The organism is Bacterioplanoides sp. SCSIO 12839 (assembly GCF_024397975.1).
Classification (GTDB): Bacteria; Pseudomonadota; Gammaproteobacteria; order Pseudomonadales; family Oceanobacteraceae; genus Bacterioplanoides.
In genome coordinates this window covers 1,197,773-1,212,798 of record NZ_CP073745.1, presented here as the reverse complement: position 1 = coordinate 1,212,798, position 15,026 = coordinate 1,197,773, and the positions used below count along the sequence as shown (strand labels likewise).

General features: G+C 48.5%; 18 protein-coding genes. 1 reads left to right on the top strand and 17 read right to left on the bottom strand.

From position 1 onward, the window contains the following. Positions 1-19: 19 nt before the first annotated feature. The 15 genes from tolB to KFF03_RS05565 all read right to left on the bottom strand — a co-directional run bounded on the left by tolB (position 20) and on the right by KFF03_RS05565 (position 12,628). Positions 20-1,315 carry a Tol-Pal system beta propeller repeat protein TolB gene (tolB, locus tag KFF03_RS05635; protein ID WP_370647453.1) on the bottom strand — a complete coding sequence of 432 codons (1,296 nt, stop codon included), beginning with the start codon at positions 1,313-1,315 and terminating at the stop codon, positions 20-22. Continuing rightward, positions 1,309-2,160 (bottom strand): cell envelope integrity protein TolA, encoded by an 852-nt coding sequence (tolA, locus tag KFF03_RS05630; RefSeq protein WP_255859558.1) that lies wholly within the window; start codon positions 2,158-2,160, stop codon positions 1,309-1,311. Before tolA ends, tolB begins: the two co-directional genes overlap by 7 nt. A gap of 14 nt (positions 2,161-2,174) precedes the next feature. Then, on the bottom strand, positions 2,175-2,624 hold the full coding sequence (tolR, locus tag KFF03_RS05625; protein ID WP_255859556.1) for a protein TolR: 450 nt from the start codon (positions 2,622-2,624) through the stop codon (positions 2,175-2,177). Beyond that, positions 2,624-3,331, bottom strand: coding sequence for a protein TolQ (gene tolQ / locus KFF03_RS05620; protein ID WP_304941530.1), 708 nt, complete (start codon positions 3,329-3,331; stop codon positions 2,624-2,626). Before tolQ ends, tolR begins: the two co-directional genes overlap by 1 nt. Before the next feature lie 46 nt (positions 3,332-3,377). Beyond that, positions 3,378-3,776, bottom strand: a complete 399-nt coding sequence (gene ybgC / locus KFF03_RS05615) for a tol-pal system-associated acyl-CoA thioesterase (RefSeq protein WP_255859553.1) — start codon at positions 3,774-3,776, stop codon at positions 3,378-3,380. After that, entirely contained in the window at positions 3,776-4,801 is a 1,026-nt protein-coding gene (ruvB, locus tag KFF03_RS05610) for a Holliday junction branch migration DNA helicase RuvB (RefSeq protein ID WP_255859552.1), read from the bottom strand. The genes ybgC and ruvB overlap by 1 nt, the downstream gene beginning before the upstream one ends. Before the next feature lie 14 nt (positions 4,802-4,815). Next, positions 4,816-5,424 carry a Holliday junction branch migration protein RuvA gene (gene ruvA, locus KFF03_RS05605; protein WP_255859551.1) on the bottom strand — a complete coding sequence of 203 codons (609 nt, stop codon included), beginning with the start codon at positions 5,422-5,424 and terminating at the stop codon, positions 4,816-4,818. 225 nt (positions 5,425-5,649) lie between these two features. Further along, a complete protein-coding gene (gene ruvC / locus KFF03_RS05600) occupies positions 5,650-6,171 on the bottom strand; it encodes a crossover junction endodeoxyribonuclease RuvC (protein WP_255859550.1) in 522 nt (173 codons plus the stop codon). Between the two features lie 42 nt (positions 6,172-6,213). Next, entirely contained in the window at positions 6,214-6,615 is a 402-nt protein-coding gene (locus KFF03_RS05595; RefSeq protein WP_255859549.1) for a protease complex subunit PrcB family protein, read from the bottom strand. Positions 6,616-6,640: 25 nt separating this feature from the next. Beyond that, positions 6,641-7,096, bottom strand: coding sequence for a hypothetical protein (locus KFF03_RS05590; protein ID WP_255859548.1), 456 nt, complete (start codon positions 7,094-7,096; stop codon positions 6,641-6,643). Between the two features lie 197 nt (positions 7,097-7,293). Beyond that, a complete protein-coding gene (locus tag KFF03_RS05585; RefSeq protein ID WP_255859546.1) occupies positions 7,294-7,893 on the bottom strand; it encodes a hypothetical protein in 600 nt (199 codons plus the stop codon). A gap of 55 nt (positions 7,894-7,948) precedes the next feature. Beyond that, positions 7,949-8,629 carry a methyltransferase gene (locus KFF03_RS05580; RefSeq protein ID WP_255859544.1) on the bottom strand — a complete coding sequence of 227 codons (681 nt, stop codon included), beginning with the start codon at positions 8,627-8,629 and terminating at the stop codon, positions 7,949-7,951. Position 8,630: 1 nt separating this feature from the next. Then, entirely contained in the window at positions 8,631-9,698 is a 1,068-nt protein-coding gene (locus KFF03_RS05575) for a murein transglycosylase domain-containing protein (protein WP_255859542.1), read from the bottom strand. A gap of 54 nt (positions 9,699-9,752) precedes the next feature. Beyond that, positions 9,753-11,108, bottom strand: a complete 1,356-nt coding sequence (locus KFF03_RS05570; RefSeq protein ID WP_255859540.1) for a DUF1329 domain-containing protein — start codon at positions 11,106-11,108, stop codon at positions 9,753-9,755. 221 nt (positions 11,109-11,329) lie between these two features. Continuing rightward, on the bottom strand, positions 11,330-12,628 hold the full coding sequence (locus KFF03_RS05565) for a homoserine dehydrogenase (RefSeq protein WP_255859539.1): 1,299 nt from the start codon (positions 12,626-12,628) through the stop codon (positions 11,330-11,332). Positions 12,629-12,897: 269 nt separating this feature from the next. Here KFF03_RS05565 and KFF03_RS05560 point away from each other — a divergent pair, with 269 nt between their 5' ends. Then, positions 12,898-13,413, top strand: coding sequence for a glycine cleavage system protein R (locus KFF03_RS05560; protein ID WP_255859537.1), 516 nt, complete (start codon positions 12,898-12,900; stop codon positions 13,411-13,413). A gap of 112 nt (positions 13,414-13,525) precedes the next feature. Here the strand turns inward: KFF03_RS05560 and KFF03_RS05555 are convergent, their stop codons facing one another. Together KFF03_RS05555 and rplS are read right to left on the bottom strand one after the other, a co-directional pair. Further along, positions 13,526-14,392 carry a DsbC family protein gene (locus tag KFF03_RS05555; RefSeq protein ID WP_255859535.1) on the bottom strand — a complete coding sequence of 289 codons (867 nt, stop codon included), beginning with the start codon at positions 14,390-14,392 and terminating at the stop codon, positions 13,526-13,528. A gap of 263 nt (positions 14,393-14,655) precedes the next feature. Further along, positions 14,656-15,021 (bottom strand): 50S ribosomal protein L19, encoded by a 366-nt coding sequence (rplS, locus tag KFF03_RS05550; protein WP_255859533.1) that lies wholly within the window; start codon positions 15,019-15,021, stop codon positions 14,656-14,658. Positions 15,022-15,026: the final 5 nt, after the last annotated feature.

Genomic DNA, 15,026 nt, shown 5'->3' with positions numbered 1-15,026 from the left:
TCTGAAGTTAGTTTGAAAATCATTGTAAAATTGGTGACCAAGCAGGCTCTCTGACGTCGCCGTAACGCGATGGTAACCGGAATTTCACCTCTCCATCGACCGATACTGCCGCTAGAATGCTGCGATCTGCCTCACTTGCGGCATAAACTACCATACTTCCATTAGGTGCAACACTAGGCGATTCATCCAATTCGGTTTCGCTGGTCAAAATGTGCACTCTGCCCGTTTTAATTTCCTGTGAAGCAATGTGAAAACGATCCGCCGCCTGATGCACATACACCATCTTACGTCCGTCGGCTGTCACCCGTGCACGAGCATTATAACGACCTTCGAATGTCAGTCGCTTAACCTTTTTATCCGCCAGCGACACCTGATAAATTTGTGGCCCACCGGCACGGCTGGAAGTGAAAATCAGACTTTCACCATCCGGCATCCATTGTGGTTCAGTGTCGATACCGTAATGACGTGTAATGCGCTCAAGACTGCGCGTCGGAAGATCCAGGATCCAAATGTCCGGATTGCCCAGCTGTGAGCGCACAAAGGCCAGTTTTTTGCCATCAGGAGAAAACGCTGGCGCACTGTTTGAACCACGGAACGCTGCAATTTTTTCGCGTTTACCCGTCGCTAACGTCTGAAAAAAGATTTCACTTTTGCCATTTTCAAACGAAACATACGCAACGGTTTTACCGTCCGGCGACCAGGCCGGTGAAATTATCGGGTCTTTGGATTTAAAAATCAGTTGCTCACGAGCGCCGTCTGCATCGGCATAATTCAGATTAAACCGGGTTCGCTGTTGGTTGGTCGTGACATAAATCAGCTTGGTTGAAAATACACCATCAACGCCGGTCAGCTTTTTGAAAATAAAATCGCTGATGTAATGCGCCACATCTCTTAACTGGCTGGCCTTGCCTTTCACCCGATGGCGAAACACCTCAACCTGCTGGTGCACATCGAGCACATGAAACTCCACCGCATACCCTGTTGGTGACGCGTTAATACGGCCAATCACCACAAAGTCCTGCTGCAAGCGCGACCAATCCGGATACACCACCTGAGACAATTCACTTGGCCGACTGATCATATTGGCTGCAGGCATCACCGAGAAATAACCGCTGGATGCCAGGTCGTTAGCCACAATCGCACTGACGTCTTCTGGCAGTTGCTCATTACCGGCCCAGGCAAAAGGCACCACAGCAATCGGCATAGCACTCTGCTTTCCCTGGGTCACTTCAATAACCAGTTCTGCACGGCTGATCACAGCCGTCAGCATCAGGGATAAGAACAGAAAAAAAGATATAAAAGGTCGGTTTACCACGAGGCATTCTCCGGTCGGAATTTCATCGTAAAATGACGGAAGTTTTGTTCAAACACCGCAATATCATCAGGCACTGGCAAAGGTGAGGCTTTTTTAACTGCCTGCTCTACGGAGCGATCCAGTGCCTGATTGCCACTGCTTTTTATAATCTGAACCTGAATCACTTCTCCAGTAGGTACCAGAGACAATCTCAATTCAACTTCCATGCTCGCATCCACGGCTGGCGGATAGCGCCATTGTGATTGCACTTGCTGGCGAATAAGCCCGGTAAATTCAGAAGTCATCACTGCAGCACGCTCAGCTCGTTCAGCTGCGGCTTGTTGCTCACGTAATTCTGCCTCAGCCTGCTCCTGAGCCAATTCTTCCAATAATTGTTGTTCAGCTTGCTGCCGTTCTAACTCTTGCTGTTTCAGCCGTTCCTGCTCAGCTTGTTCTGCCGCAGCCTTTTGTTGAGCAATTTTTTGCTCGGCTGCTCGTTTTGCTTCGGCTTTGCGTTTTTTTTCGGCTTCCGCTTTTTGTTTGGCCAGTTTTTGTTGCTTTAGTTTTTCCTGGCGCGCTTTTTCTTGTTTGCGCTTGGCAGTCAGCTTGCGTTGACGTTCTTTTTCAGCACGGCGTTTCGCGTCACGTTGTTTGCGCTTCTTCGCTTGCTCCGCTTTACGCTGGCGCTCTTTTACCGCTTTATTTTCTTCCTGAACCACATTCGCCATCATATGCTGAGGCGTCGATTCCAGCCGCTGAGAATGGCTATCCGGCCACTCAATTAAAAATAAGCCAGCCACCAGCAGATGAATAATCACCGCAATAACGGTGGCAAAACCATAACTATCCGGATTTTTCCAGTTCATAGTCGTCAACCAGCTCAGCGCGAAGCCTGAGGGTCCGGAGCTTCAGTGATTAACCCGACATTGCTGATGCCTGCCGCCTGTAAGCCCCCCATCAACTCAACCACTTTGCCGTAGGCGACATTTTCGTCCCCCCGAATCAGTAGCTTGGTGGTTGGCACCTGACGCGTAATTTTTCCGGCATAGTCAGTCACATCCGCCAACGCCATCGCTTTAGGATCATCGTCACCGCGTTCAACAAAATACAAACCCGCGGCATTCACCGACACAATAATGGTGTTATCTTCGGGTTCAATTTCCGTTGGTGTGGCATCAACATTGGGTAAATCAACCGGTACGGTTTGCACCAGCATAGGGGCTGTGACCATAAAAATAATCAGCAGCACCAGCATGACATCAATGTAAGGAACCACATTAATTTCAGCCATGGGGCGGCGTTTTTGTACCGGAGGAGCCATCGGTTCCATTATTGCGCATCCACTTTAGCCGCTTTCTCAGACTGCGATGCCTGATGAATTTTATGCGCCTGTCGATACAACAGGGATGAAAATTCATCGGCAAATGTGTGCATTCCCGTCACCATCTGGTCAACACGGGTCGCAAAACGGTTATAAAAAATCACCGCCGGAATAGCTGCTAATAAGCCCATCGCAGTCGCCACCAACGCCTCAGAGATGCCTGGTGCAACTGTGGCAATGGTCGCCTGCTTAACCGCAGCCAGCCCCTGAAATGAATGCATAATCCCCCATACAGTACCAAACAGGCCGATATAAGGGCTGGTTGAGCCGACCGTTGCCAGAAAGGGTAAATGCGTATCCAGCGCTTCGGATTCGCGGGTAATGCTGATACGCATGGCACGCTGAACACCAGCCATTACGGCATCCGGATCATTCGTGTTTTGCTGACGCATTTTGCTGAATTCTTTTAAGCCTGCCATAAAGACGTTTTCAACCGCGCTGTGGGTTGGCTGCTGCTGACACTCACGATACAAGGCATTTAAATCCACACCTGACCAAAAACGCTCTTCAAAATCGAGTAATTGATCGCGACTGGCAGCCAATAAACGACTGCGCTGTACGATCACAATCCAGCTCAATACCGATGCAGCCAGCAACATTAACATGACCAGCTGTACCACAATGCTGGCATTGGCAATTAACGAAATAATGGACATGGATTCGTTCACAAACACTCCTGTCGGTTTGTAGTCATTAATAAAATTAAACGGCAGACAATATATCTGCGGGTATTATTCTGGGTTTACCTTTGTCATCAATACAGGCAATTGAAACGCTGCCACTGACCAAGGTCTGCTCTTCTTCTGAGGAAACACGATAAACCGTCTGAACAATGTTAAAACTGGCTTTACCCATCTTTTCGACGGCCACACTGACCTGTAGTTCATCATCCAGGCGCGCAGGCTGTTTGTATTTAGCATTCACTTCACGCACCACAAATAAAATCCCCTGCTGGCGCAGCAACTCCTGATTAAACCCTAACTGGCGTAACCATTCCGTGCGGGCGCGCTCAAAAAACTTTAAATAATTGGCGTAATAAACAATGCCACCGGCGTCGGTATCTTCATAATACACACGTACTGGCCAACGAAATTCACTCATTAGTCTTCGTCTGCCAGAAAACGCTTGGGTAACTCCAGACCAAAATGCTGGTAGGCCTGGCGCGTTGCCATACGACCTCGCGGTGTTCGGGTAATATAACCCTGCTGCATCAGATACGGCTCCAATACATCTTCAATGGTGTCGCGCTCTTCACCGATGGATGCCGCCAGGCTTTCCACACCGGCCGGGCCGCCATCGTATTTTTCTAAAAGAGTCAGCAATAAACGGCGGTCCATGTGGTCGAAGCCCTGAGCATCAACATTCAGCATATTCAAGGCTGCGTCAGCCACATCCTGATTCACCACACCATCAGATTTCACCTGAGCATAGTCGCGCACCCGGCGTAATAAACGATTGGCGATACGTGGGGTACCACGAGCACGACGAGCAATTTCGCGCGCTCCCTGACCATCAACATCGAGCTCCATTAAACGACCAGAACGCGACACAATGCCGGTTAAATCGTCGATATTGTAAAACTCCAGACGCTGAACAATGCCAAAGCGATCACGTAACGGCGAGGTTAACAAACCAGCCCTTGTGGTGGCGCCTACCAATGTAAAAGGTGGTAAATCAATTTTAATAGAACGGGCCGCGGGGCCTTCGCCCACCATAATATCCAACTGATAATCTTCCATTGCCGGATACAGCACTTCTTCCACCGCCGGGTTCAGGCGATGAATTTCGTCGATAAACAACACATCGCCTTCTTCCAGATTGGTAAGCATGGCGGCCAGATCGCCAGCTTTTTCCAATACAGGCCCTGAGGTAGATTTAATCTGCGACCCCATTTCTTCGGCAATGATATTCGCCAAGGTGGTTTTGCCTAGTCCTGGCGGACCAAACACCAGTGTATGATCCAGCGCTTCACCACGAGCACGTGCAGCACCAATAAAAATTTCCATCTGCTCGCGCACATGCGGCTGACCGATATAGTCATCCAGACTTTTCGGGCGAATGGCACGATCCTGACGTTCCTCACCCATGACAGGTTGCGGGCTGATAAAGCGATCTTCTTCAATCACGATGTATTACCTTATTATCGACCCAGCGTGCTTTTTAACGCCAAACGAATCAGCTCTTCGGCCGATAAATCATCCGCAGCGACTTTATTCAGCATCTTGGCGGCGTCAGTCGGTTTATAACCCAAGGCCACCAGCGCGCTTTCTGCCTCAGCCAGTACCTGGTCACGCGAGGCTTTTTCAGCTTCATCGACTGCGGCCCATAGCGGAGCCGGTGCCTGCCATTCTTTCAGGCGATCACGCATTTCTACAATTAAGCGTTCGGCAGTTTTTTTGCCAACACCAGGCAGTTTGGTTAACGCCGTTACGTCTTCAGCATGCACACAACTGGCAAAAGAATTGACGTCCATGCCGGATAAAATCGCCAGCGCCAGCTTAGGACCAACACCACTGACTTTAATCAGCGTGCGAAACAAGGTTCGCTGACCTTTATCACTGAAACCATATAACTGATGGGCATCTTCACGGATCGCCAGATGGGTATAAATCACCGCCACATCACCGGGTTTGCCTAAGCTGACAAACGTCGATAACGGCGCCTGGACTTCATAGCCCACACCGTTCACATCAATTAATAAATCAGGAGCTTGTTTTTCGAGGATGATGCCTTGCAGACGACCAATCATGGGAATTCAGATACTTGCGTTAAATAAAGCGGCTAGCCTATCAGTAAAATGGGGGAAGGCTCAATTCAGTACAAAGTATTTCCAGACATCCTTTCAGCTGGATATATTTTCAGCCGCCGCGCCGAAGGGCCATCCATGGCCCTGCCGCGCTACCGCCACATCCTGTGGCTGCTTTTGAAAACATATCCAGCGAAAACGATACTGATACAGTCTTGTTTACACGATTTATATTTTCACTCGCCCACGGGCAAAACTTTTGATACCTGCCTGATTAACCAAGCTGGCTCGGGTGTTGGCATGAGTAATGGCGATAGCAAGCGCATCAGCGGCATCCGCCTGGGGTTTGCCCGGTAGTTTCAGCAAGTGCTGCACCATCATCTGCACCTGCTCTTTGGTGGCGCTACCTTTACCAACCACTGCCTGCTTGATACTTCTGGCCGCGTATTCACCCACAGGTAAGCCATGTAAAGAAGCGGCAACAATGGCAACACCCCGTGCCTGACCCAGTTTTAGTGCTGAATCGGCATTTTTTCCCATAAACACCTGCTCGATGGCAAATTCCTGTGGGGAGTAGGTTTCAATTAGCTCAGTGACACAGTCAAAGATTTTTTTCAGGCGTTCCGGCAGTTCACCGTCACCTACGCGAATACAGCCGCTGGTGATGTATTCATTTTTCTGCCCGATTGAATTAATAACCCCAAAACCTGTGATACGGGATCCGGGGTCGATGCCAAGAATAATGGCCATAAAGAAAGACTGCCGCTGTCGGATGTTGTTGAGCTGGAAACGTTATTGAGCCGGAATTGTCTTATAAACCGGCGGCGAGCGGAACTCCCAGGTTTGTCCGTTATCCTTGTTCACCACCCGGGCTTTCTGCCAATTTTGTGGTAACGGAACATACACACATGGAGTGGTAATCACCTGTGCCGAAAGACTGCCTTCTGGCGGCCGTGTTTCACGATAGTGAATGCTAACCACACCCTCTTCTTCACGAACGCTATGATCAATGCCATAACCGGCGGATGGACGCTGCCCCAACGATAAACGTACCCCATCCCGATTTATCAGTGCCACACCTTCGTGAGCCGTGCAGTTTTGCTGCGGCTCTGAAGGCTGTAACAGAACGGTACTGGTAGTACAGGATGCCAAAACAGACAGTGATAACAAAAAAGCGGATCGTAATAGCATCATGGTGGTGGTTCAATTCCTATTGAGGTTACCAATCGTTAGCGGATAAGGCCGCACGAACGGTACGTACTTTTTCAGTTTCTTCCAGCTGGATCAGGTTTTCAAAAAGCTGCCGGGCTTCAACACTGGTAGCTTCACTGGCCATCTGACGATACAACGCAATCAGATAGTCATCAATTTTTAAGGCAATCTGAACCAGCTCATCCACGGAAATATCCGGGTGGCATTGCTTACAACCATCCAGCGCTTTGGAAATAGACCCAGGTTCAAACTGGTGCCATTCCGCCAGTACACGCTGGCTGGTGTGTTCGTGCAGATTTTGCATTGATTTTGCCAGCAAGGCTTCATGATCAGCCAGCAGCTGGAGCATCATATCAACTCGCTCTCGCTGAGTCTGATCACGCAGCTGCTGATAGAGGCTGCTGGCGTGTTTATGCAGTTGCTGGCTATAGTCGAGTACGTCTTTAACGGTGGAATAACTCATACAACACCTCTGTTACCTTAATAACGCATGCTTCAATGCGGTTTGCTTCAACACTGTTTACTTCAGTAGTGTTTTAAGCTTAGTTCGCTTAAAGCTCATTGCGCTGTATCAAGGGTAAGAAGACTTAAATGACACGTAAGAGTGACAACATAGCACCATACCAGCGATCAAAGGTCGTCAGAGCCTGTTAACAGGCCCTAGTGATGATGATCATGTGCGGCGTTTTCTGCTTCACCGGCCCCATTCTGAGCATTAAATTGTCGCTCGATCTGTCCCGCATACTGACGCACTAATTGTTTATTATTTTGCGAAACGCCTTGAGTTGATTTCAGCATCATCAACGATGTTTGCATCATTTCGGTCATCATCGCCTTTTGCTCAGCAGGAATTCCCTCAGTTTTCTCCAGCTTTGCCAACTGCTCTTCAAGCTGAGCCACAGTGATTTGCTCTTGATCCATCTGCAAGGCAATAAAAGCCAGACTGATATCACGCGATACCTCGGACCACTGCTCAACATCCTGATAGCCTTGTTCGCGAACCAAACTGTTAAAGTCAGCGTATAGGCCTTTCTCGCGTAACAGCTTGATGCTTTTAGCAAACACCTGCTCCATATCACTGGACTCTTCCATAATATGTTCAGAATGCAGTGCATCCTGATGCTGGTGCAGCCAGCCCGTTAACGAAGGCATGGCCTTCAGCCACTGCTGGATACTTTTCTCTGACAGCTCTTCTGCCAGCAATACCGGTGTTATGCAGATCATCGCCAGCGCGATGAAGAATTTGCGTACATAGCTCATTTAACAGTTCTCACTATTTAAAATTGACTCAAGCATGTCAGAACGCTACCACAGCTCACGAGTGTCGACCATAGACGGTCAGGGTCACCGCTTCATCAAAATCACCGATGGCCGGTAAGGTTGACGTTGTCTGGCATCGTAATAACTGCAACGCCACCCAATCCGGCGCAACTTGCTGATTCTCAGCCAATAACCAATCCGGGATTGCCATCATTAATTGTCGTAAGTCAGCGCTGGAGCTGATGTCGTACAAGACGTCACTGGCCAATAACATATCTACGTCCGGCCAGACGCTACCCGGTACAATCGTTTCGATGGTCACTTCGTTTAGCTGCGCATTATGCTCTGCTGCTGATAAAGCATTGTGATCCAGATCAGTCACATAAACACGCTCTGCTCCCGCCTTCGCCGCCGCAATACCAACCAGGCCGGAGCCACAACCAAAATCCAGTACACGCTTTCCTTCAACCGTTTCCGGATGATCAAGAATATACTGTGCCAGAACCCGGCCACCGGCCCAGGCAAATGCCCAATAAGGTAATTGTTGCCAGAACAAACCAATGGCAGCGGCATCCATTTGAACCGCCTCTGCATCAATATCCAGCAGCCAGAGTTGTAACTGCTGCCCTTGTGTTTGCTGCCCTTGTGTTTGCAGTACCGGGGATTGCTGTAAACGCGCACCAGGTAACATCAGCGCTTCTGACAGCTTGTTAACCGAGTTATTATTAACAGACATACTACCAACTGACATATTTTTTCTTAAACCGGGTGACTTTTTTCAGGTAATTGCGCGATTCCGCTTTGGGATGCTGACTGATGATATGATGATAAACCTGATCAGTGCTCATGGCATTAATCCGGGCAATCGCTTTTTTACGATTAGTGTGAAAAGCCTTAAATAAATTACCCGCCCCGCCATTGTATGCAGCAATAATACAATATTCTTTTTTCAGCCAACCCTGAATGTCTTTTAAATAGACATCCCTGAGAATGGATAAATACGCCGAACCGGCATCGATATTTTTTTCCGGATTTAATAAATACTGGCGCGTGGGTTTATCCCGGCGTTTATAAATACGCTGGAACACATCTTTGCCAGCGGTATTTCTCATCACCTGCATCAGGCCATAAGCATTGGCATGAGAAACCGCCATGGGATTAAAGCTACTTTCGGTTTCAATCACCGCCAGAATAAGAGCCTCAGACAAACGATATCTTTCTGCCGCTCTGGAAACAGGTAAACGATAACGATCAGCACTGATTTGTTTGTAATTGCCCACCATCGGGATATCAACCCAATAGCGTGAACCACGCTTTTTCAGACGAGAAGCAGTCAGGTGCTGAGCAAAACGCTCTGCCCGCCAGGAGTACAGAATACTTTTTCCTTCATGATCTAATACCTGACCGGCAAGAAACGGCTTACCGGTTAAACCAAAATCGGCAGCGGTATAGAGATCAATGGCATTGGGATTGGCAGGTGTCAGCAAGGTCGCAGTGATGGCTTTTTGCAATGATTGTATCGGGGTTTTCGAACCTAAACTTTCGACTCTGATTTTCCCTCGGGCAAAATCAATTCGAACCCGGGTGTGAAAGTCATCCAGATATTTGACCATGGAGTAGATAGAACTTTCTTCAAAGTCATCACCCCAGACTTTATCCGCCTGTTCGGAAAAAAAAGTGTATTCAAGAATAACGGCCTGAACATCATCCGGCAGTTCAGCAAAATTATCCGGTAACTCGACCGACTGCAGCGAGCCACAATAAAAACAGAGCAGGAAGAAAGCAGTAAAAACAGAGAAGCGCACTGGCGAGTCACATCATCATCAAGGAATCGCCAGTGTAACAGACTATCACCGATATTAGCGTCGGGCTTCGCGGCGTACGGTACCGGTTGAGAAATTACGCTTGGTATAGGATTCACTGAAGTTCAGCGTTGATCCGCGCTCATTATCCAGACCTTCGGCAAAATAACCGCCGTCTTCCAGGTCGTAAGTGACTTCCATGGTTGGATACACCAGCTGAATATCATAAAAGTTAATTGTATGAGCTTCGGTTACCTGCAACAGCTCGCCACTTTCACTGTATTCTTCAGCCACCACAATCGACCAGGAATCTTCGTCAACATAATAACGACGCTTAGCGTATTTATGATCAAAGCCGACACGCAATGTCGCTTCGATCACCCAGACACGGTGCGGCTCATAACGTAACAGGCCGGAGTTAATATGCTTCTCAAGTAAAATTTCATCATTTGTCAGATCACCCTGATGCAGCTTGTAGGCGTTATAAGGGATATACAATTCCTGTTTACCAATCAGCTTCCAGTTGTAATAGTCCGGAGCGCCGTTATACATATCGACCTGATCAACCGTGCGGACTGAGTTTGTGCTTTCATCCGGAGAGTCATACGACAAATCCGGAGTACGGCGCAGTCGACGCTGACCCGGCACATACAACCAGGATTTTCTTGGAGAACGAACCTGGTCCAGCGTTTCATGGACCAGAGCAATGCGGCCAGCCAGGTTTGACGGCGCCAGTGTTTTACGCTTCAGAAAGAAAATTTTGTTATCGAGATCTTCCGGAGAAATGCCGGGCACACTGTAATTAAAGAAGTACTGGTGATCCCTCAGCGTATCACTGCGACTGCCACTCTTAAGAACTGACGCAGTGTAATCAGAAAATGAAAAGGAGTGACCACGAAAGCGCAGCGTATGATTCCACAAAACTTCCAGGCCATTCTGGGGCATAGGGAATGGTGAAGACATGGTCGCACCAGTAACACCAGAGCCGTACTTCAACAGCTCTGCCGATGACGCGTTGTCTTTCACAGCCTGATACACATAATCCGGATAAGAAGCGGAACGGCGGCTGGGATATACCTCAAAGAATAAATCCGGGAAAGTTTTTAACAGCACCTGCTGGCCATGACTCAAGCGCTCCTGGTGCTGATCAATATTGGCGGCTGTAATGCGGAACAATGGCTGATCAGCCCGAAATGGATCCGGGTGAAACTCACCGGGTTTTAACGACTCGTCTTTCTTCAGACCACCCCGCCAGGCAGGAATATCATCGCCATTACCCAGTTTTTCTGCTCCCACAGGCGTCAGATCCTGGCCAAGGCGCTCGACCTCAACATCGGACAGCGCGGCATTCGCCTGATTCATGGCAAGGCCAACAAGGCTGAATGATAAGAAAACTGATCGTATGGTTCCCATGGGCATCTCCGGATTGGATATTGAAGCGCCGCGCAGGCTACTGGGCGACGTTTTTTTGATCAACAGCTTGTTACAAACGATTACAAATTTAAGCAAGCGTTTGCTTGGTTTATGACAGGAATGGTCTATATGCGCCATTAGACATAAAAAAACCGCTACCCCGGAAGAGTAGCGGTTTTCATATTGATTAAAAAAATCTGACAGGATTGTCTGCTATTCGATCAGTTAAGGTGCTCCACACGAATACGTGTGACCTCACCCACAGTGCTGTCCAGGCCTTCAATCGCGGTGATCGCATCGTTCATGGTTTTTTCAACAATACGATGCGTCAGCAGAATAATTTGTGCCAATGCCTCACCTTCTTTTGGCTCTTTCTGAATGATGGCTTCGATATTGATGCCACGCTCACTCAGAATAGAGGCCACATTAGCCAGAACACCGGCTTTATCCTGTGCTTCGATACGCAGGTAATAAGCGGTTTCGACTTCGTCCATTGGCAGCACAGTCACATCATCAATGCTGTTGAATGCCAGGTGGTTAACACGGGCTGAAGCCGGTGCATCAAAGCTGCGCGCCAGATCAATAATATCCGCAACCACGGCTGAAGCCGTTGGGCCAGCACCAGCACCAGCACCGACGTATAACGTATCGCCAACTGCATCGCCATTCACCATAACGGCATTCAGAACACCATCAACAGTCGCAATCGGGCGACCTACCGGAATCATGGTTGGATGAACGCGCAAATCGATACCGTTTTCGGCACGACGACTAACACCCAGGTGTTTGATGCGGTAACCCAGCTCTTCAGCATACTCAACATCATCCGGGGTAATATTGCCAATACCTTCGGTGTAACAACGGTCAAATTGCAGAGGGATGCCATACGCAATAGAAGACAGAATGGTCAGCTTGTGCGCCGCATCAATGCCTTCCACATCAAACGTTGGATCAGCTTCGGCGTAACCCAGCTCCTGAGCTTCTTTTAACACGTCGGCGAAATCACGGCCTTTGTCACGCATTTCAGTCAGGATAAAGTTACCAGTACCGTTGATGATGCCAGCCAGCCAGTTAATGCTGTTAGCCGCAAGGCCTTCACGAACGGCTTTAATAATCGGAATACCACCAGCAACGCCGGCTTCGTACATCACAGAAACGCCTTTGGCTTCAGCGGCAGCAAAAATTTCTTCACCGTATACCGCAATCAAAGCTTTGTTCGCCGTTACTACGTGTTTGCCGTGTTCAATCGCCGTCAACACCAGTTCACGCGCAACGTCGTAACCACCAATCAGTTCGACAACAACATCAATTTCCGGGTTTTTCGCAACAGCAAACGCATCATCAGTCACAGCCACAGCGCTGGTATCACAAGCAGGGTTATCACTGCGGGTCGCAATTTGCTCAACAATAATTTCACGACCTGCACGGCGAGCAATGTCTTGTGCATTGCTGGTCAGAACATTAAACGTACCACCACCAACTGTACCTAAACCACAGATACCTACTTTAACCGGTTTCAAGGTCATCTCCTCTCGAGAATAATCTCTATCAAGTCGTTATTGTCCGGGGCTTCTGTTGTTTGATGTCCCCGGTTCAGAAAGTGCAGCAATGTACCATAAAGGCCGCCACCAGTACCACAAAGGCCTGTACCAAAGCCCATAACCAAAGCCCATAACCAAAACCCATAAAGGTTCAGCCCGAATCTTATAAAGGTATTGAGCCTGTGCTAAGGTCATTGAATATATTGAAAACCCCGATGAACAAAAAACAAACAAGTTAAGGACACTTCATGTCAACGTTTCTGGTTCTGACTGTCATTGCCGATGACAAGCCTGGCATTGTCGAACAACTGTCTGCCGTCATTGCAGAGCAAGGTGGTAACTGGCTGGAAAGCCGTATGTCCCATATGGCTGGTAAATTTGCCGGTATTCTGCGTGTCAGCATTGATGAAGAGAAAAGTAATACACTGGTCAGCGCTCTGGCGTCACTGAGCAGCAGCGGGATTGTGGTGAATGCAGAGCACAGCAAAGATGCAGGCGACACCGTTTCCAGCAAAGACCTGACACTGAATCTGGTCGGCAATGACCGCCCTGGAATTGTACGCGAAGTATCTCAAACACTGGCTAAATTGGGTGTTAACGTATTAGAACTGACCACCAACTGTGAAAGTGCCGCCATGTCTGCCGACCCATTATTCCGTACTGTGGCACACCTGCGTGTTCCTCAGGACTTTGAATCGGATGAGCTGACTGACGCTCTGGAGGCCATCTCAAATGATCTGATGGTGGAAATTAACCTCGATTAATTATTATTCCCTCAGTAAACAAAAAGCCCGCGTTATTACTTAATAACGCGGGCTTTTTGTTTCTCTTTACTCTTGCTTCCACTCTCTGCGTGGGAGCCAAACGCACAGTTGTTTAGTTAATTCCCAAACGAGCCGCCAGATCATCGGCAGGCATATAACCCGGGAATAACTGGCCATCCTGAGTAATAATTGCCGGTGTACCGGTAACACCTAACTCACCACCCAACGCATACTGAGCGGCAATTGGTGCACCACAATCTTTACTGGCATCAATCATAGAAGCCATCTGCGCCTGAATCGCACGGAATTGCTCCTGTGTTGATTCCGGAGCGCTAGGACTCATACGGCGGCCCAACACACTCAGCTCACGCTGGCTTGTCTTCATATTGGTCATCGCATCTTTGCGATCATCCTGACACCAAACATAATTAATCTTCTGATAAGACTGAGTCAGCAAACCGGTTTGCGGGCTTTTAATACCTGCTCGTGGATACGCCAGATAACGAACAGAAACACCCAGTTCATTCAAACGCGGAATTTCCTGGTGCAATTTCTGACAGTAGCCACAATCAATATCGGTAAACACATTGATCAGGGCTTTCTGATCACCCTGAGCCGGGAAAAATACCGTGTCTTTATCAGCCACAGCCGCCAGTTTATCCGCACGCTTCGGATTCAGGCGTGCCTGAGTCATATTCACCGGACCGGTTGCTGATAACTGATACAACTCATCGCGGTAAATAAAATTATTGGTATCAGGGGTCATGTGCATCACAGTGCCATCAACCAGGGTCACTTCCAGCATCTGGCCATTCGCCACAGCGGATACTTCACGTACTTTTAAACGAGGCCCGAATGCCGATACCAACTTACCTTCAACCTGCTTTGTCAGATCAACGGTAGCACTCTTAACTTCTTCCGCCTGAAGCGGGCTGACCACAGCAAGACCACAAACCAGGGCCATTAACGTCTTTTTCATTCGATAACCTTGTACTTAATTACAAACAATCGGCAGAACCCTATCAGGCAAAACCACTGTCATCTGATTCTTATATCGCGAAAGAGTTCATCTGGACAACAAACATTCAGAGACTGTTTCGGTGACAATTACTGATCGAATCAATAATGCGATGGCAAAGCATAACGTAATTTGATGACAGCAAAAGGGAACAGGCATAAAAAAACGGGCACAAACTCTGTTTGCACCCGTTTTTTTGGTAAAGCTTAGTCAAGCCAAAGCGATTAGCTTTGCTTAGCCAGCTTCTCTTTAATACGTGCAGACTTACCGCTACGCTCACGCAGGTAGTACAGTTTCGCCTGACGAACGTCACCGCGACGCTTAACTTCAACGCTGTCTACCAGTGGGCTGTGAGTCTGGAAAGTACGCTCAACGCCAACACCGTGAGAGATCTTACGTACAGTGAAAGCAGAGTTCAGGCCACGGTTACGCTTACCGATTACCACACCTTCGAACGCCTGCAGACGCTCACGGTTACCTTCTTTTACTTTAACCTGTACAACGACAGTGTCGCCTGGGCCGAATGCTGGAACGTCAGCTTTCAGCTGTGCATTTTCAATCTGCTGAATAATTAAGTTTTTGTTGCTCATTGTTT

Bases quoted from the DNA above. Each gene is read 5' to 3' on its own strand.
- tolR (WP_255859556.1), bottom strand. From the start codon at position 2,624: ATGGAACCGATGGCTCCTCCGGTACAAAAACGCCGCCCCATGGCTGAA.
- KFF03_RS05590 (WP_255859548.1), bottom strand. From the start codon at position 7,096: ATGAGTTATTCCACCGTTAAAGACGTACTCGACTATAGCCAGCAACTG.
- tolQ (WP_304941530.1), bottom strand. From the start codon at position 3,331: ATGTCCATTATTTCGTTAATTGCCAATGCCAGCATTGTGGTACAGCTG.
- KFF03_RS05555 (WP_255859535.1), bottom strand. From the start codon at position 14,392: ATGAAAAAGACGTTAATGGCCCTGGTTTGTGGTCTTGCTGTGGTCAGC.
- ruvA (WP_255859551.1), bottom strand. From the start codon at position 5,424: ATGATTGGTCGTCTGCAAGGCATCATCCTCGAAAAACAAGCTCCTGAT.
- tolA (WP_255859558.1), bottom strand. From the start codon at position 2,160: ATGAACTGGAAAAATCCGGATAGTTATGGTTTTGCCACCGTTATTGCG.
- ybgC (WP_255859553.1), bottom strand. From the start codon at position 3,776: ATGAGTGAATTTCGTTGGCCAGTACGTGTGTATTATGAAGATACCGAC.
- KFF03_RS05570 (WP_255859540.1), bottom strand. From the start codon at position 11,108: ATGGGAACCATACGATCAGTTTTCTTATCATTCAGCCTTGTTGGCCTT.
- ruvC (WP_255859550.1), bottom strand. From the start codon at position 6,171: ATGGCCATTATTCTTGGCATCGACCCCGGATCCCGTATCACAGGTTTT.
- KFF03_RS05560 (WP_255859537.1), top strand. From the start codon at position 12,898: ATGTCAACGTTTCTGGTTCTGACTGTCATTGCCGATGACAAGCCTGGC.
- KFF03_RS05595 (WP_255859549.1), bottom strand. From the start codon at position 6,615: ATGATGCTATTACGATCCGCTTTTTTGTTATCACTGTCTGTTTTGGCA.
- KFF03_RS05585 (WP_255859546.1), bottom strand. From the start codon at position 7,893: ATGAGCTATGTACGCAAATTCTTCATCGCGCTGGCGATGATCTGCATA.
- KFF03_RS05580 (WP_255859544.1), bottom strand. From the start codon at position 8,629: ATGTCTGTTAATAATAACTCGGTTAACAAGCTGTCAGAAGCGCTGATG.
- rplS (WP_255859533.1), bottom strand. From the start codon at position 15,021: ATGAGCAACAAAAACTTAATTATTCAGCAGATTGAAAATGCACAGCTG.